This window comes from Aquabacterium sp. T101, from assembly GCF_057219775.1.
In genome coordinates this window covers 192,949-208,072 of record NZ_JBXVVZ010000006.1, presented here as the reverse complement: position 1 = coordinate 208,072, position 15,124 = coordinate 192,949, and the positions used below count along the sequence as shown (strand labels likewise).

The 15,124-nt window shown below is 70.7% G+C and carries 15 protein-coding genes; 6 read left to right on the top strand and 9 right to left on the bottom strand.

All coding sequences use genetic code 11. The features are described 5' to 3' along the window. Window positions 1–87: 87 nt before the first annotated feature. The 4 genes from AC2EAQ_RS15460 to AC2EAQ_RS15445 form a co-directional block, all read right to left on the bottom strand. Window positions 88–405, bottom strand: coding sequence for a hypothetical protein (locus tag AC2EAQ_RS15460; protein WP_484645235.1), 318 nt, complete (start codon window positions 403–405; stop codon window positions 88–90). A gap of 149 nt (window positions 406–554) precedes the next feature. Continuing rightward, complete coding sequence (locus tag AC2EAQ_RS15455) at window positions 555–944, bottom strand: hypothetical protein (protein ID WP_484645234.1); 390 nt, start codon at window positions 942–944, stop codon at window positions 555–557. 129 nt (window positions 945–1,073) lie between these two features. Next, window positions 1,074–1,478 carry a hypothetical protein gene (locus AC2EAQ_RS15450; protein WP_484645233.1) on the bottom strand — a complete coding sequence of 135 codons (405 nt, stop codon included), beginning with the start codon at window positions 1,476–1,478 and terminating at the stop codon, window positions 1,074–1,076. A gap of 293 nt (window positions 1,479–1,771) precedes the next feature. Further along, entirely contained in the window at window positions 1,772–2,260 is a 489-nt protein-coding gene (locus AC2EAQ_RS15445) for a DUF3237 family protein (protein WP_484645232.1), read from the bottom strand. A gap of 64 nt (window positions 2,261–2,324) precedes the next feature. Here AC2EAQ_RS15445 and AC2EAQ_RS15440 point away from each other — a divergent pair, with 64 nt between their 5' ends. Together AC2EAQ_RS15440 and AC2EAQ_RS15435 are read left to right on the top strand one after the other, a co-directional pair. Further along, entirely contained in the window at window positions 2,325–3,749 is a 1,425-nt protein-coding gene (locus tag AC2EAQ_RS15440) for a 1-acyl-sn-glycerol-3-phosphate acyltransferase (RefSeq protein WP_484645231.1), read from the top strand. Window positions 3,750–3,756: 7 nt separating this feature from the next. Next, window positions 3,757–5,211 (top strand): hypothetical protein, encoded by a 1,455-nt coding sequence (locus AC2EAQ_RS15435; protein WP_484645230.1) that lies wholly within the window; start codon window positions 3,757–3,759, stop codon window positions 5,209–5,211. Window positions 5,212–5,276: 65 nt separating this feature from the next. Here the strand turns inward: AC2EAQ_RS15435 and phbB are convergent, their stop codons facing one another. The 3 genes from phbB to phaC are packed head-to-tail and all read right to left on the bottom strand — an operon-like array spanning window position 5,277 to window position 8,943. Next, entirely contained in the window at window positions 5,277–6,014 is a 738-nt protein-coding gene (phbB, locus tag AC2EAQ_RS15430) for an acetoacetyl-CoA reductase (protein WP_484645229.1), read from the bottom strand. Between the two features lie 30 nt (window positions 6,015–6,044). After that, the gene (locus AC2EAQ_RS15425) at window positions 6,045–7,226 is read right to left on the bottom strand and encodes an acetyl-CoA C-acetyltransferase (RefSeq protein ID WP_484645228.1); all 1,182 of its coding nucleotides are present in this window, start codon (window positions 7,224–7,226) and stop codon (window positions 6,045–6,047) included. Between the two features lie 25 nt (window positions 7,227–7,251). Continuing rightward, on the bottom strand, window positions 7,252–8,943 hold the full coding sequence (phaC, locus tag AC2EAQ_RS15420; RefSeq protein WP_484645227.1) for a class I poly(R)-hydroxyalkanoic acid synthase: 1,692 nt from the start codon (window positions 8,941–8,943) through the stop codon (window positions 7,252–7,254). Window positions 8,944–9,068: 125 nt separating this feature from the next. On the opposite strand from phaC, the gene AC2EAQ_RS15415 reads away from it, so the two are divergent. Then, window positions 9,069–9,368, top strand: a complete 300-nt coding sequence (locus tag AC2EAQ_RS15415) for a hypothetical protein (RefSeq protein WP_484645226.1) — start codon at window positions 9,069–9,071, stop codon at window positions 9,366–9,368. On the opposite strand, the gene pgeF is transcribed toward AC2EAQ_RS15415, so the two are convergent. Both pgeF and maiA read right to left on the bottom strand, forming a co-directional pair. Beyond that, on the bottom strand, window positions 9,297–10,073 hold the full coding sequence (gene pgeF / locus AC2EAQ_RS15410; RefSeq protein WP_484645225.1) for a peptidoglycan editing factor PgeF: 777 nt from the start codon (window positions 10,071–10,073) through the stop codon (window positions 9,297–9,299). The genes AC2EAQ_RS15415 and pgeF overlap by 72 nt on opposite strands. Continuing rightward, entirely contained in the window at window positions 10,063–10,698 is a 636-nt protein-coding gene (gene maiA / locus AC2EAQ_RS15405) for a maleylacetoacetate isomerase (protein ID WP_484645240.1), read from the bottom strand. The genes pgeF and maiA overlap by 11 nt, the downstream gene beginning before the upstream one ends. 55 nt (window positions 10,699–10,753) lie before the next feature. On the opposite strand from maiA, the gene AC2EAQ_RS15400 reads away from it, so the two are divergent. The 3 genes from AC2EAQ_RS15400 to AC2EAQ_RS15390 are packed head-to-tail and all read left to right on the top strand — an operon-like array spanning window position 10,754 to window position 14,942. Further along, the gene (locus tag AC2EAQ_RS15400) at window positions 10,754–11,305 is read left to right on the top strand and encodes an NUDIX hydrolase (RefSeq protein WP_484645224.1); all 552 of its coding nucleotides are present in this window, start codon (window positions 10,754–10,756) and stop codon (window positions 11,303–11,305) included. A 44-nt stretch (window positions 11,306–11,349) separates the two neighbouring features. After that, window positions 11,350–13,524 (top strand): type I secretion system permease/ATPase, encoded by a 2,175-nt coding sequence (locus AC2EAQ_RS15395; protein ID WP_484645223.1) that lies wholly within the window; start codon window positions 11,350–11,352, stop codon window positions 13,522–13,524. Next, on the top strand, window positions 13,521–14,942 hold the full coding sequence (locus AC2EAQ_RS15390; RefSeq protein WP_484645222.1) for an HlyD family type I secretion periplasmic adaptor subunit: 1,422 nt from the start codon (window positions 13,521–13,523) through the stop codon (window positions 14,940–14,942). Before AC2EAQ_RS15395 ends, AC2EAQ_RS15390 begins: the two co-directional genes overlap by 4 nt. Window positions 14,943–15,124: the final 182 nt, after the last annotated feature.

Sequence of the window (15,124 nt, the reverse complement as noted above, 5' to 3'; positions counted from 1 at the left end):
CCCTCCTCAAGGCCCTGGATGGCCGTCGCCCCGAAAGCGACAACGGCGCCGTCTTGAAGGCCGCGTAGCATGTCCACCGAGGAGCCGTCACCGGTCACGGTTCAACAGCGAGCGGGACATCGCCCAGAAGCGCGGCCAACCCCACTTCGCATTCTCTAGAAACCGTTGCTCGTTTGCTTGTAGGTGGCCGAGCATGGGAACCTCTTCAATCGCATACACGATATTGACACCAAGGTCATGCTCAAAAAAGTAGTCCTCGACCCCGCCGAAGATGACTTGTTCAGATGGGCGGGCTTTGGTGCCCTCGGCATACAGCCAAGCGAGATTTAAACGGAGTTCCCGGCGTTGACCGTCAACTTCGTAGCCGGTGAGGTGGTAGTCATGGAACGACTTAAGGGTGTTCATCGCACGATGATCAAGGCGGTTGTGCGGCCTAACGTTCGAGCTAAGCTGCCCGCGGAGGCATGCGCTGTAAGCCCGGGCCGCGATGATGCACCATGTGCCGCGGCCCGGGCTTACAGCGCATGCCGTAGCGGGTCAGCTTGAGCGAGGGGTTAGGCCGCACCCTTGCCGAACGCACGACTTGAGCCCCAGGCCAAACCGACAGCCAACAAGAGCGCAACTAGGCTGCCAAGGATGAGCCCTGCCGAAAGCGCCGTGGGGACGGCTATCAGTGCGGCAAGCAGAACGTAGATTGCACCTCCAACGGCGGCCACCTTCAGCGACGCACGGCGCCCCGCTGAAGGAAGCAGAAAGCCGGCGAAGGAGCCTATGAGTGCGACGAACCCAAGGACCGCGACCAGCGCAATGTGCAGGGAGAGCCGCTGCTCCCAGATGGCAGAGCCGCCCTTGGGAGGCATCTCAAACGTGAGTACTTCGAAGGCAACGACGAAAAGTAACCCACTTACAGCAAAGATAAATGCCTGGATTAGGGCTTTGCGCATTTGTGTGCGGCCTAACGTTCGAGGTGAGGCGGGACCGACGGCGAGGTGCCCTGCCCGCTGGACGGACAACACGTACAACCGGTAGGCGGGCAGGGCGCCTTGGCGTTGGGCCTCGCTTCGACCGAGGGGTTAGGCCGCATGTCTCCCCACCCACTTGAAGAGAGTGAAGAACACCAGCGCGAGGGCAAGCCAAAGGCCCACTTTGGCCAACCAGTAACCAGACCCTCTTGGACCCGCGCTACCGCCGAGCTTCTGCGTTAGGGCTGAGTTGTACTCCGCAAGCAGGTTCTCAATGACAACCTTCCCGTCGACAGAGACTTCCATGACTGCTCCTCGATGCGCCAAGTGCGACCGCACGCTGACCTGCGCGCCATGCACGTTGAAGCGCGCGATCTTTCCGAGAAACGACCACTGCCGAAGAACAAGCTTGTTGTTCACGTAGTAGCGCTCACCGCCAAACCAGCTCAGCTCAACACGGCAGAGCTGCGGCCCGGCTGGTGTTTGAACGCTGAAGTGCAGGACTGGTGCTTTCATGCGGCCTAACGTGTTTTCGGGAGACTGGATAAAAACTGAGCGTGCTGCATAAAACAGCCGTCCGTCTCCCCCGCAAGTGCTTGATGCATCTGCTTTTTCCCCCGACTCCAAGGGTTAACCAACCCCTCTCGAATGCCGAATTAACCGGCACTCCCGTTGGCCCGATTCTGTAAGGGCCATGCAGAGCTGACAAGGTTGGCTCTTGGGGGTGGGCGAGCCTCAATCAAGTCATTGGAAGCCGCCATCCCAACCGGACACACTCACGCGCACCGCCGCGCGCGCAGGCCGCCGCCCTACCTCACCCCAAACACCACCAACCTCACACACCGCGCATCCCGCGCCCCAAACGCCACGGCCACCACGCGGTTCAACCTATCCAGCCGCTGGGCTGCCGCCTCGAACCGCATCGCAGTACGAAAGTAGTAGCTCGCCGGGTCCACCGCATCGCCACGGGCCAGGGCGGCCAGCACCTCGGGCGGGCCGTGGCGCAGGCCCTGGCTCACCACCTGCACGCGCGCGCCTTCGGTGTCCTGCAGCACGTAGCGCGCGTCCACCTCCAGCACGCCGTCCGGGCGCAGCAGCTGCCAGTCGGCGCCGCCGCCCAGCACCTCGCCGTGCCAGCCCTGCAGCTCGCCCGCGCCCTCGAACCGGCCGCCGGTGATGGTGACCATGCGGCGCTCGCCCACGGCCATGGCGCCCAGCGTGAGCAGCTCGCCCACCTGCACTTCCAGGCGCAGCAGCGGGGCCAGGCCCTGGCCCGGCGGTGGGGGGAACTCGTGCATGCCCGCAGTATCCGGCACGCGGCAGGCGCTAGCATGGGCCGCGTACCCCCACCCCCGAGCCCGGATGTCCACGAGCATCACCCTGCCGCTGTGGTTGGCGCTGCTGGTCGGCGCGCTGGCGGCGTGGGCGCTGCTCGACCGGCTGCTCATGCCCAGCGCGCGCTGGTTCTGGAAGAGCCGCGCCAACCGCGTGCTAAACGAGGTGGGCCGCCGGCTCAAGATCGGCATCCGCCCCTTCCAGCAGGTGCGGCGCCAGGCGCTGATCGACCGGCTGATCTTCGACGACAAGGTGCAGCAGGCGGCGCAGGCCTTTGCCGACGCGCGAGGCATGCCGCGCGAGGTGGCGCTGGACCAGGTGCAACGCTATGCGCGCGAGATCGTGCCGGCGTTCAACGCCTACGTGTACTTTCGCGTGGGGTACTGGCTGGGCAAGAACGTGTCGCGCTTCCTGTACCGCGTGCGCATCGGCTACACGGACGACGCGGGCCTGAACGCCATTCCCGCCGACGCCACGGTGGTGTTCGTCATGAACCACCGCAGCAACATGGACTACGTGATCGCGTCCTACCTCGCCGCGGAGCGCGCCGCGCTGTCCTATGCGGTGGGCGAGTGGGCGCGCGTATGGGGGCTGCAGCAGCTCATCCGCGCCATGGGCGCGTACTTCGTGCGCCGCAACTCCAAGGACGACCTCTACCGCCGCGTGCTGGAACGCTACATCGCCATGGCCACCGAGGCCGGCGTCACGCAGGCGGTGTACCCCGAGGGCGGGCTCACGCGCGACGGCCTGATGCGCGAGCCGCGCTTCGGCGTGCTGGACTACATGCTGCGCGGCTTCCACACGCATGGCGAGCGCGACCTGGTGTTCGTGCCGCTCGGGCTCAATTACGACCGCGTGCTGGAAGACCGCACCCAGCTCATCGCCGGCGACGCCGCTGCGCCGCGCACGGGCCGGCTGGCCGCGGCGTGGCGCACGCTGCGCTTCGTGGGCACGCAGCTTGGGCTGCTGCTGCGCAGCCGCTGGCACCGCTTCGGCTACGCCTGCGTCAACTTCGGCACGCCGGTGTCGGTGCGCGCCTGGGCCGCGCAGCGCGGGGTGGACTTTGATCACCTGCCGCGCGACCAGCGCCAGGCCGAGGTGGCCGCGCTCGGCCGCCACCTGATGGACTCGGTGGGCCGGCTGATCCCGGTGCTGCCGGTGCCGCTGGTGGCCACCGTGCTGCTGGCGCAGGACGGCCGGCCGCTGGGCGAGCTGGAGCTCAAGTCCGCCGTGGCCGCGCTGGTGGCGCGCCTGCAGGAGCGCGACGCGCGCCTGTACCTGCCACGCAGCGACTGGGACTACGCCGTCACCTCCGGCCTGCGCATGCTGGAACAGCGCCACCTGGTGGACCGGGTGGACGGCCTGCTCGCCGCGCGCGCCAGCGAGCTGCCGCTGCTGCGCTACTACGCCAATTCCATCGCGCACCTGCTTGCGCCGCCGGCGGCCGCATGAGGCTCGCATGAGAGCCGCACTGGCCTTGGCCGGCCTGCTGGCGGCGGGGTGCGCCAGCCTGCCCCCGCCCCCGGCCAGCTTCATCACCGCCCTGCCCTCGCCGCAGGACTCGGCCTGCCTGCGCTGGATGCAGGCGCTGGACGCTGACGTGTCTGCCGCCGGCGTGCGCGACGCGGCGCACGACCCGGTACCGGGGTTCCCGATGCTGCGCGTGGACCGCGTCGCCGCCGCGCAGCAGCCGGCACCGGGCGCACCGCAAGCGGCCTTCGCCGCCTGGGTGGAGCATCTGCGCGCGCTGGACGAAACCGCGCGCCGGGTGGAAGTGGCCAACCTGTCGTCCGCCGGCGTGCCGGCCGCGCAGCGCGCGGCGCACGAATCGCGGTTGGCGGGCTGTTCGCGCCGGCTGGCGGCCGCGGTGCTGGCCGACGCCGCCTCGCACGCCGCACTGCGCGACCGCGCCCGCGTGCCCGACCGCTACAGCACCGCCGCACGCGCCGCCGGGCTGTACCCGCTGACGCGGCTGCCGTTCTTTGCGGGGGTGCAGCGCTGGCAGGCCGACCACACCGCCGCCATGCTGGCCGCCGCGCAGCAGCCGCTGCCGGCCCGCCCGCTGGTGCCGCAGGCGCGCGCCGCGCTGCCGTCGGCCACGCTGCAGGCGCCGCCGGGGGCCCCGCCGCTCGACGCCGCCGCGGCCGAGCGGCTGCTGGCGCTGCATGCGCCGCGCTTTCACATCGACCGGCGTGGCACGTTCGACGACCCCGGCGCGCCGGCCTGGGGCGCGGACGGCCAGCCGCGCGTGGACACCGCGCGACCGGTGGTCTACCAGCGCCTCGCGCACACGCGGGTGCAGGGCCGGCTGCTCACGCAGCTGGTCTACACGCTGTGGTTTCCCGAGCGGCCGCGCACCGGCGCGCTGGACCTGCTGGGCGGCACGCTCGACGGCGTGATCGTGCGCCTGACGCTCGGCCCCGACGGCCAGCCGCGCCTGCTGGACACCATCCACACCTGCGGCTGCTACCACCTGTTCTTCCCCGGCCCGGGCGTGGCGCTGCGGCCCGGCGCGCCGGACGACGAGGAATGGGCCTTCGTGCCGGCGCCGCTGCCGCGCTACGGCGCGGGCGAGCGGCTGGTGGTCCGCCTGGCGTCGGCCACGCACTACGTGCTCGGCGTGGGCGTGGCGCCGGCAGGCGACGCGCCGGCCGACGCCGTGCCCTACGAGCGCCGGCCGGAAGACGACCTGCAGCGCCTGCCCTGGCCCGGCGGCGGCACGCGTAGCCTGTACGGCCCGAGCGGGCTGGTCGCCGGCACCGAGCGCGGCGAACGCTACGTCTTCTGGCCCATGGGCATCGCCAGCGCCGGCGCCATGCGCCAGTGGGGCCACCACGCCACCGCCTTCGTCGGCCGCCGCCACTTCGACGACGCCGACCTGCTCGACCGCCGCTTCACCGGCTTGATCGATTAGCCGTTCCGCGGCACCCAAGAAAAAGGGACCCTCGCGGGTCCCTTCGGCGCAGCGTCGGTGCGCAGTCAGCCCATATGCAGGCCGCCGTTGCAGGAAAAATCTGCACCGGTGGTGAAGCCCGAGTCTTCACCCGCCAGCCAGGCGACCACGGAGCCGATCTCTTCCGGCGTGCCCAGGCGCTTCACGGGAATCGTGGCAACGATCTTCTCCAGCACTTCCGGCTTGATCGCGCGGACCATGTCGGTGCCGATGTAGCCCGGGCTCACGGTGTTCACGGTCACGCCCTTGGCGGCCAGCTCCTGCGCCAGCGCCATCGTGAAGCCGTGCATGCCGGCCTTGGCCGCCGAGTAGTTGGTCTGGCCGGCCTGGCCCTTCTCGCCGTTCACCGAGCTGATCTGGATGATGCGGCCCCAGCCCTTTTCCACCATGCCCGGCACCACCTGCTTGGTGACGTTGAACATGCTGTTGAGGTTGGTGTCGATGACGGCCTTCCAGTCTTCCGGCGACATCTTCAGGAACATGCGGTCGCGCGTGATGCCGGCGTTGTTCACCAGCACGTCGATCGTGCCGTGCTCGGCCACGGCCTTGGTGAAGGCTTCCACGGTGGAATCCCAGTCGGCCACGTTGCCCACCGAGGCGTAGAACGTGTAGCCGAGCGCCTTCTGCTCGTCGAGCCACTTGTTGAAGTCACGGCTCGGGCCGCAGCCGGCGATGACCTTGAAGCCTTCCTTGGCCAGGCGGTGGCAGATGGCCGTGCCGATGCCGCCCATGCCCCCCGTGACGTACGCAACTTTCTGTGCCATGTCCTAGTCTCCTTGTTGGACGGTTCGACTCTAGCGCTCGACGGTCAGCGCCACACCCATGCCACCCCCGATGCAGAGGCTGGCGATCCCCTTCCTGGCGTTGCGGCGCTGCATCTCGTGCAGCAGCGTCACCAGGATGCGGCAGCCCGACGCGCCGATCGGGTGCCCGATCGCGATCGCGCCGCCGTTGACGTTGACCTTGCTCGTGTCCCAGCCCATTTCCTGGTGCACGGCGCAGGCCTGGGCCGCGAAGGCCTCGTTGATCTCGAGCAGGTCCAGGTCGGCGGGCTTCCAGCCGGCGCGCTCGAGCGCGCGGCGGCTGGCCGGCACCGGGCCCATGCCCATCGTGGCGGGGTCCAGGCCCGCCGACGCGTAGCTGGCAATGCGCGCCAGCGGCGTCAGGCCCAGCTGGTCGGCCTTCTTCGCGCTCATCACCACCACGCCCGCGGCGCCGTCGTTCAGGCCCGACGCGTTGCCGGCGGTCACGGTACCGGCCTTGTCGAAGGCGGGGCGCAGGCCGGCCAGCGCGGCGGCGTCGGTCTTGCGGTTGATGAACTCGTCGGCGGCAAACACCACCGGGTCGCCCTTCTTCTGCGGGATCGAGAACGGCACGATCTCGTCCTTGAAGCGGCCGGCGTCCTGCGCCGCGGCGGCCTTGCGCTGCGACTCCAGCGCCAGCGCGTCCTGCGCCTCGCGGCCGATGCCGTACTGGCGCGCCACGTTCTCGGCAGTGATGCCCATGTGGTACTGGTTGTACACGTCCCACAGGCCGTCGACGATCATCGAGTCGATCATCTTCCAGTCGCCCATGCGCTGGCCGTCGCGCGAGCCCTGCAGCACGTGCGGGCTCATGCTCATGCTTTCCTGGCCGCCGGCGATCACGATGTCGCTGTCGCCGTCGCGCACGGCCTGGGCCGCCAGCATCACGGCCTTCAGGCCCGAGCCGCACACCTTGTTGATCGTCATCGCCGGCACCGCCTTGGGCAGGCCGGACTTGATGACCGCCTGGCGCGCCGGGTTCTGGCCCGCGCCCGCGGTGAGCACCTGGCCCAGGATCACCTCGCCGATCTGGTCGCCTTCGAGGCGCGCGCGCTTGAGCAGGTCCTGGATCACGGCCGCGCCCAGGTCGGCGGCGGGGGTGCGGGCGAGCGTGCCGCCGAACTTGCCCACGGCGGTGCGGGCGGCGGCGACGATGACGATGTCCATGGCCATGGAAGAGGCTCCTCGTGTGGGGGGGTCAGGCTTTGGCTTTGACGTAGCGGCCGGGCGCAGGTTCGATCGACTTGTGGCGGCGGTCGCCGTAGCCCTTGGGCGCGGGCACCATCTTGCCGGCGTGCGGCTTGAGCCAGGCCGCCCAGTCCGGCCACCAGCTGCCGGGCTTCTCGGTGGCGCTGTCCAGCCATGCCGAGGCCTTGCCGCCGAGCTTGCCGTCCACCCAGTGGCTGCGCTTGCCGGCCGCGGGCGGGTTGATCACGCCGGCGATGTGGCCCGACGCGCCGAGCACGAAGCGCACCTTGCCCTTGAGGATCTTGGTGCTCTCGAAGGCCGCCTCCCAGGGCACGATGTGGTCCTCGCGCGAGGCGTACACGAACACCGGCGCCTTGATGCGCGCGAGGTCGAGCTTCTCGCCGCACACCGTGAGCTTGCCGGGCTGGCGCAGCTCGTTTTGCAGGTAGGTGTGGCGCAGGTACCAGCAGAACATCGGCCCGGGCAGATTGGTCGAGTCGCCGTTCCAGTAGAGCAGGTCGAACGGCGGCGGCTTGTCGCCCTTGAGGTAGTTGCCGACGACGTAGTTCCACACCAGGTCGTTCGGGCGCAGGAAGCTGAAGGTGGTGGCGAGTTCCTTGCCGCGCAGCAGGCCCGGGCCCTGCGGCGCCTGCTCGCCGATCGTCACCTCGCGCAGCTGCACCGCGGGCTCGTCGATGAACAGGTCCAGCACGCCGGTGTTGGAAAAGTCCAGCAGCGTGGTCAGCAGCGTGAGGCTGGCCGCGGGATGCTCGCCGCGCGCGGCCAGCACGGCCAGCGCGGTGGCCAGGATGGTGCCGCCGACGCAGAAGCCCAGCGTGTCGATCTGCTGCTGCCCGCTGATGGCCTGCACCTCGCGGATGGCACGGATGGCCGCATGCTCGATGTAGTCGTCCCAGGTCTTGTCGACGATGGACTCGTCCGGGTTGCGCCAGCTCACCACGAACACCCGGTGGCCCTGGCCCACGGTGTAGCGGATCAGCGAGTTCTCGGGCTGCAGGTCGAGGATGTAGTACTTGTTGATGCACGGCGGCACGAACAGCATCGGCCGCTCGTGCACCCTGGCCGTGAGCGGCTTGTATTCGAGCAGCTGGAACAGCTCGTTCTCGAACACCACGGCGCCCTCGGTGGTGGCCACGTTGCGGCCCACCTCGAACACGCTTTCGTCGGTCTGCGACACGTGGCCCTGCTGCACGTCGCCCCACAGGTGCGCCAGGCCCTGGGCGATGCTCTCGCCCTTGGTGTCCAGCGCCTTGCGCTGCGCCTCGGGGTTGAGCGCGAGGAAGTTGCTCGGCGCGGCGGCGTCGATCCACTGCTGCACCGCGAAGCGCACGCGGGCGCGGGTCTTCTCGTCGCCCTCGATGGCGTCGGCCATCTTCATCAGCGTGCGGGCGTTGAGCAGGTAGGTCTGCGCGGTCAGCGCGGCGGCCGGGTTGGCCACCCAGTCGCTGGCGGCGAAGCGGCGGTCGGGCAGCTTCGGCGGGTCGGCCGGCGCCTGGCCGGACATGCGCTCGAGCGTGCTGTTCCACAGCGCCGTGGCTTCCTTCAGGTAGTCGGCCTGCAGCTCGCTCAGCGCCTTGGGCGGCAGGGTCAGGCCGGCGGCGGCCTGAAGCATGCTGCCGACGGCCTTGCCGAAGGCGTCGGCGGGCTCGGCGCCCGGGGGCGTGGAGGGGGTGCGGGGCATCGCGATGTCTCCTGGTCTTGTCCCGTCACGAGCGGGTCGCTGGCGGCTCGTGAACAATGCCATGTTGTAGGCCGTCTGGCTTACCGCACTATGACTCAAGCTCCCGGATCACGGGATACGCAACAATGCTCTATCTCGTCGCCCTGGCCTGGATGTACGTGGTGCTGATGGTGGCCGTGGCCGAGGCCATGTCGCCCAACGGCACCGCCGTCGGGGTGGCCTTCACCGTGATCGGCTGGGGCGTGCTGCCGCTGTCGGTGGTGCTGTACATCCTGTCGACGCCGGCCCGGCGTCGGGCCCGCCGCGCCGCGCAGGCGGCGGCCGAGGCGCAGGCCGCGGCCGTGGACGCCGGCTCAGGGCCGGATCCACACCCCGGCGGCCATGCGGCCGGTGACCCGGTCGCGCCGGAACGAAAAGAACCTTGACCGGTCGGCCACCGTGCACCAGTGGCCTCCGGCCACGTGCCTGAGGCCGGCAACCACAAGACGGTCGCGCGCCAGAGCCGGCAGGTCGGCCAGCCAGCGCGGCGCGCCGTCCGCGCCGGGGCCGCTCGGCACGAAGCGCGGGCCCGGGGCGCCCGGGTCAGAACCAAAGGCCTGCAGCACGTCGGCCCCCACCTCGAAAGCGTCCGGCCCGATGCAGGGCCCAAGCCAGGCGTGCAGGTCGGCCGGGACGCAGCCGGTGGCGTCGCACAGCGCGGCCACGGTGGCTTCCAGCACGCCGCCGGCCAGGCCGCGCCAGCCGGCATGCGCCGCGCCCACGCCGCGGGCGCCGGGCGCGGCGAACAGCACCGGCAGGCAGTCGGCCACCATCACGGTGCAGGCCAGGCCCGGCTCGGTGGTGATGCAGGCGTCGGCCTGCTGCGGCTCGGCCGGGCGCAGGTCGGCGGCCGTGTGGCGCAGCACGCGCGTGCCGTGCACCTGCGACAGGTACACCGTGGGCACGCCCATCGCCGCCTCGTAGCGGCGCCGGTTCTCGGCCACGGCCTCGGGCGCGTCGCCCGACGACCGGCCGAGGTTCATCGAATCGAAGGGCGGCAGGCTCACGCCGCCGGCGCGCGTGGTGACCAGCGCGCCCACGCGCGGGTCCGCCGCCCAGGCGGGGCGCAGGAAGGCGTCGCTACGCGGCATCGGGGCACTTCGACGGCTGGGTGCCGTCGAACGCGGGCAGCGCCATGCAGGCGTCGAACACGCGCATCACCGTGGGCACGTGGTCGAGGCGGCAGTCCATGCGCTGCGCGTTGAAGATCTGCGGCACCAGCACCGCGTCGGCCAGCGTGGGGGCGTCGCCGTGGCAGAAGCGGCCGGTGCGCGGGTCGGCGAGCTGGCGCTCCACCACTTCCAGCCCGGTCTCGACCCAGTGGCGGTACCAGCGGTTCTTGTCGTCTTCCGACAGCTTCAGGTCGCGCACCAGGTAGCGCAGCACGCGCAGGTTGTTCAGCGGGTGGATCTCGCAGGCGATGTCCAGCGCGATGGCGCGCACGCGGGCGCGGCCGGCGGCGTCGGCGGGCAGCAGTGGCGGCTCAGGATGGGTCTCGTCCAGGTACTCCATGATCGCCAGCGACTGGGTGACCACCGCGTCGCCGTCCACCAGCGCCGGCACCAGGCGCGACGCCGACACCGCGGCGTAGGACTCCTTGAACTGGGCGTCCTGCAGCAGGTGCACCGCCTTGTAGTCGTAGTCCAGGCCCTTGAGCGCCAGCGCGATGCGCACGCGGTACGACGCGGACGAACGGAAGTAGTTGTAGAGCTGCATGGCGCGAACCCCGGGAGCGTGGACGGCCATGATGCCATCGCTACACTTGCCCGCCATGCTGCTGTCCGCGCGAGAGCGAATCCGGTTCTGCCGTGCCTGCGGCCACGCGGTCACCTACCGCGTGCCCGCGGACGACAACCGCGAGCGCGCGGTGTGCCCGTCCTGCGCCACCATCCACTACGAGAACCCGCTCAACGTGGTGGGCACGGTGCCGGTGTGGGGCGACCGCGTGCTGCTGTGCAAGCGCGCCATCGAGCCGCGGCACGGCCTGTGGACCCTGCCCGCGGGCTTCCTGGAACTGGGCGAGACCACCGAGCAGGGCGCGCTGCGCGAGACCGACGAGGAAGCCGGGGCCCGCATCGAGCTGGGCCCGCTGTTCGCGGTGCTCAACGTGCCGCGCGTGGGCCAGGTGCATTTCTTCTACCGCGCCACGATGACCTCGCCCGAGCTCGACCCCGGCAGCGAGACCCTGGAAGCCCGCCTCTTCGCCGAGGACGAGGTGCCCTGGGACCAGATCGCTTTTCGCACCGTGCGTGAAACCTTGGCACATTTCTTCGCCGATCGCCGGGCCGGTGAATTCCGGCTGCACTGCGCCGATATAGGCTAACGAGGCTCTGCCCCTGCCGGGGTGGCGCTGTCCTTTCACAAGCCATGACCGCGAGCGCTCCCGCCCGACTCCGTGAAGACCTGATCCACCCCGACCCGCTGCTCGACAGCCTGGTCGAGGTGTGCCGTCTGCACGGCCAGGGCGCGTCGCGCGCGTCGCTGTCGGCCGGCCTGCCGCTGGTGGACGGCCGTCTGACGCTGGACCTGGCCGAGCGAGCCGCCGCGCGGGCCGGCATGGCCACCCGGCTGCAGCGCGTGGCGCTGGACGCGATCGACCCCGCCGCCCTGCCCGCCGTGCTGGTGCTGGCGCAGTCGCAGACCTGCGTGCTCACCGGCTGGGCCGACGACGGCAGCGCGCAGGTGCTGCTGCCGCAGACCGGCCAGGGCGCGGTGAGCCTACCGCGCGACGAGCTGGCCGCGCGCTACAGCGGCGTGGCCCTCTTCGTGCGGCCGCAGTTCCGCTTCGACGGCCGCACCTCGGCCGTGCGCCCGACGCGGCGCGGCCACTGGTTCTGGTCCGCCGTGGGCGCGCAGCGCTTCGTCTACCGCGACGTGCTGGCCGCCGCTGCGCTGGTGAACGTGTTCGCGCTGGCGTTCCCGATCTTCTCGATGAACGTGTACGACCGCGTGGTGCCGAACAACGCCGTCGAGACCCTGTGGGCCATGGCGGTGGGCATCGTGCTGGTGCTGTGCGCCGACCTGTGGCTGCGCAGCCTGCGCAGCCGCTTCGTCGACGAGGCCAGCGCGCGCATCGACGTGGAGCTGTCGGCGCGCCTGATGGAGCGGGTGCTCGGCCTGCGCCTGGCGCACCGGCCGGAGTCGGTGGGCTCGTTCGCCAGCAACCTGCGCGGCTTCGAGCAGGTGCGCGACTTCATCGCGTCGTCCACCGTCACCACGCTGATCGACCTGCCCTTCGCGCTGCTGTTCGTGCTGGTGATGGCGTGGCTGTCGCCGTGGCTCGCGGTGCCGGTGGTGGTGGTGTTCGGCATCATCGTGGTGCTGGGCTGGGTGCTGCAGCACCGCCTGCACCAGCTGTCGGAGACCACCTGGCGCGCGTCGGCGCAGCGCAACGCCACGCTGATCGAGAGCCTGACCGGCCTGGAGACCATCAAGGCCCAGGGCGCCGAGGGCCTGATCCAGGCGCGCTGGGAGCGGGCCAACACCTTCCTCGCGCGCATCAACGTGCGCATGCGCGCGCTGTCGTCGTCGGCGATGTACGGCACGGCGTGGCTGACGCAGCTCACCAGCGTGATGGTGATCCTGATCGGCGTGTACCTGATCGGCGAGCGCCAGATCACCATGGGCGCGCTGATCGCCGCCGGCATGCTGGCCGGCCGCGCGCTCGCCCCCGCCGGCCAGGTGGTGGGCCTGCTGATGCAGTACCAGGGCGCGCGCACCGCGCTCGAGTCGCTGGACAAGCTGATGGCGCAGCCGGTGGAGCGCCCGTCGCTGGCCGAGGGCGGCGCGCCCTTCGTGCAGCGGCGCGACTTCAAGGGCGAGATCGAGCTGCGCAGCGTGCGCTTCGCCTACCCCAACCGCGAGGACCTCGCGCTCGACGGCGTGAGCCTGAAGGTCGCGCCGGGCGAGAAGGTGGCCTTCATCGGCCGCGTCGGCTCGGGCAAGAGCACGATCCAGCGCCTGGTGATGGGCCTGTTCCAGCCGATGGAACCCAACGGCGGCGCCGTGCTGCTGGACGGCATCGACCTGCGCCAGCTCGACCCGGCCGACGTGCGGCGCAACATCGGCTGCGTGTCGCAGGACGTGCTGCTGTTCCACGGCACCCTGCGCGAGAACATCGCCTTCGGCATGCCGCATGCGGACGACGCGGCCATCGTGGCCGCCGCCGAGGTGGCCGGCCTGACCGACTTCGTGCATCGCCATCCCAAGGGCTTCGACATGCCGGTGGGCGAGCGCGGCGAGCAGCTGTCCGGCGGGCAGCGCCAGGCCGTGGGCATCGCCCGCGCGGTGCTGCACAACGCGCCGATCCTGCTGCTGGACGAACCCACCAGCGCGATGGACTTTTCCACCGAGGCGCATGTCACCCAGCGCCTGGCCGAGTTCGCGCAGGGCAAGACCGTGCTGCTGGTGACGCACCGCACGTCGCTGCTGCAGTTCGTCAACCGCGTGATCGTGGTCGACAACGGCCGCGTCGTCGCCGACGGCCCGCGCGACCGCATCATGGAAGCCCTGCAGAGCGGGCGGATCGCGAGGGCGGCATGAGCGGTTTTCAAGCCGCCGGCCGCCGCCTGCACGCCGGGCTGGAGCGCGTGCGCATCGCGCTGGAGCCGGTGACGAAACGCTGGCTCGGCAGCCCGATGGACGACCAGCAGGCGCGCGAGGCCGGGCTGCAGCCCTTCGAGGCCGAGGCCGACGCGCTGATCTCGCGCCAGCGCACGCACCGGGCGCAGAAGATCGTCCGCGCCGCGGTCGTCGCGGTGCTGCTGCTGCTGCTGTGGGCCGCCCTGGCGCAGGTGGACGAGGTGACGCGCGGCGAGGCCCGCGTGATCCCGTCGCGCCAGTTGCAGGTGGTGCAGTCGCTCGACGGCGGCGTGGTCTCGGAGATCGCGGTGCAGGAAGGCCAGGTGGTCGAGGCCGGCCAGTTGCTGCTGCGTGTGGAGGAGACGCGGGCCACCGCCGGCATGCGCGAGAGCGCGGCCACCGGCATCGCGCTGCAGGCGCGGGCGGCGCGGCTGCGCGCGCTGGCCGAGGGCAAGCCCTTCGTGCCGCCGCCGGCCAAGGACGACGACGACCGCCGCACCATCGACGAGGAGCAGCGCCTGTACCAGTCGCGCCGCTCGGAGCTGGAAGCGCAGCTCGCCGTGGTGCGCCAGCAGATGGCGCAGCGCGAGCAGGAGCGCAGCGAGGCCCAGGCGCGCCGCACCGCGGCCCAGCGCGGGCTCGATCTGGCGCAGCAGGAGCTGGCGCAGACCCGGCCGCTGCTGGCCACCGGCGCGGTGTCGCAGGTGGACATCCTGCGCCTGGAACGCGACGTGTCCAAGAACCGCGGCGAGGCCGAGCAGGCCGGCGCCCAGATCGCGCGCGCCGCGGCAGCCATCGCCGAGTCGCAGCGCAAGGCCCAGGAGGCGGAACTGGCGTTCCGCAACGAGGCGCGGCGCGACCTCGCCGAGGCGATGGGCAAGCTCAATGCGCTGAACGAGGGCCAGGTGGCGCTGGCCGACAAGGTGAGCAAGTCGCAGATCAAGAGCCCCGTGCGCGGCCGCGTGCAGCGCCTGCTGGCCAACACCGTGGGCGGCGTGGTGCAGCCGGGCAAGGACATCGTCGAGATCGTGCCGCTGGACGACACGCTGGTGCTGGAGGCGCGCGTGGCGCCGAAGGACATCGCGTTCATCCGCCCCGACCAGGCCGCGACCGTGAAATTCACCGCGTACGACTTCTCGATCTACGGCGGCCTGGAGGCCAAGGTGGAGAACATCAGCCCCGACACCGTGGTGGACGACCGCGGCAACGCGTTCTACCTGGTGCGGGTGCGCACGCTCAAGCCGGGCTTCAACGACAAGCTGCCGATCATCCCCGGCATGACCGCCGAGGTGGACGTGCTCACCGGCAAGAAGACCGTGCTGTCCTACCTGCTCAAGCCAGTGCTCAAGGTCCGCGACGGCGCCCTGCGCGAGCGCTGACCCCCTCTTCGCGGGCCTCAAGCGGCCCCGGGCCGCGCCGAAATCACGACGAGCCGTGCTGCCGTTACAGGCGGGCGCGCCGTGGCCTGCGGAAACAAATCGTTTCCTTCAGTGATGACAGTCACGGTGCGCTTTCGCTGCGACGCTCACGGCGCGTGTTCCGTCGGTATCCTCCCCGCGCG

Coding starts and splice junctions, on each gene's coding strand:
- AC2EAQ_RS15455 (WP_484645234.1), bottom strand. CDS start 944: ATGCGCAAAGCCCTAATCCAGGCATTTATCTTTGCTGTAAGTGGGTTA.
- AC2EAQ_RS15435 (WP_484645230.1), top strand. CDS start 3,757: ATGAGAGCCGCACTGGCCTTGGCCGGCCTGCTGGCGGCGGGGTGCGCC.
- AC2EAQ_RS15445 (WP_484645232.1), bottom strand. CDS start 2,260: ATGCACGAGTTCCCCCCACCGCCGGGCCAGGGCCTGGCCCCGCTGCTG.
- maiA (WP_484645240.1), bottom strand. CDS start 10,698: ATGCAGCTCTACAACTACTTCCGTTCGTCCGCGTCGTACCGCGTGCGC.
- AC2EAQ_RS15440 (WP_484645231.1), top strand. CDS start 2,325: ATGTCCACGAGCATCACCCTGCCGCTGTGGTTGGCGCTGCTGGTCGGC.
- phbB (WP_484645229.1), bottom strand. CDS start 6,014: ATGGCACAGAAAGTTGCGTACGTCACGGGGGGCATGGGCGGCATCGGC.
- AC2EAQ_RS15450 (WP_484645233.1), bottom strand. CDS start 1,478: ATGAAAGCACCAGTCCTGCACTTCAGCGTTCAAACACCAGCCGGGCCG.
- AC2EAQ_RS15460 (WP_484645235.1), bottom strand. CDS start 405: ATGAACACCCTTAAGTCGTTCCATGACTACCACCTCACCGGCTACGAA.
- AC2EAQ_RS15390 (WP_484645222.1), top strand. CDS start 13,521: ATGAGCGGTTTTCAAGCCGCCGGCCGCCGCCTGCACGCCGGGCTGGAG.
- AC2EAQ_RS15400 (WP_484645224.1), top strand. CDS start 10,754: ATGCTGCTGTCCGCGCGAGAGCGAATCCGGTTCTGCCGTGCCTGCGGC.
- phaC (WP_484645227.1), bottom strand. CDS start 8,943: ATGCCCCGCACCCCCTCCACGCCCCCGGGCGCCGAGCCCGCCGACGCC.
- pgeF (WP_484645225.1), bottom strand. CDS start 10,073: ATGCCGCGTAGCGACGCCTTCCTGCGCCCCGCCTGGGCGGCGGACCCG.
- AC2EAQ_RS15395 (WP_484645223.1), top strand. CDS start 11,350: ATGACCGCGAGCGCTCCCGCCCGACTCCGTGAAGACCTGATCCACCCC.
- AC2EAQ_RS15425 (WP_484645228.1), bottom strand. CDS start 7,226: ATGGCCATGGACATCGTCATCGTCGCCGCCGCCCGCACCGCCGTGGGC.
- AC2EAQ_RS15415 (WP_484645226.1), top strand. CDS start 9,069: ATGCTCTATCTCGTCGCCCTGGCCTGGATGTACGTGGTGCTGATGGTG.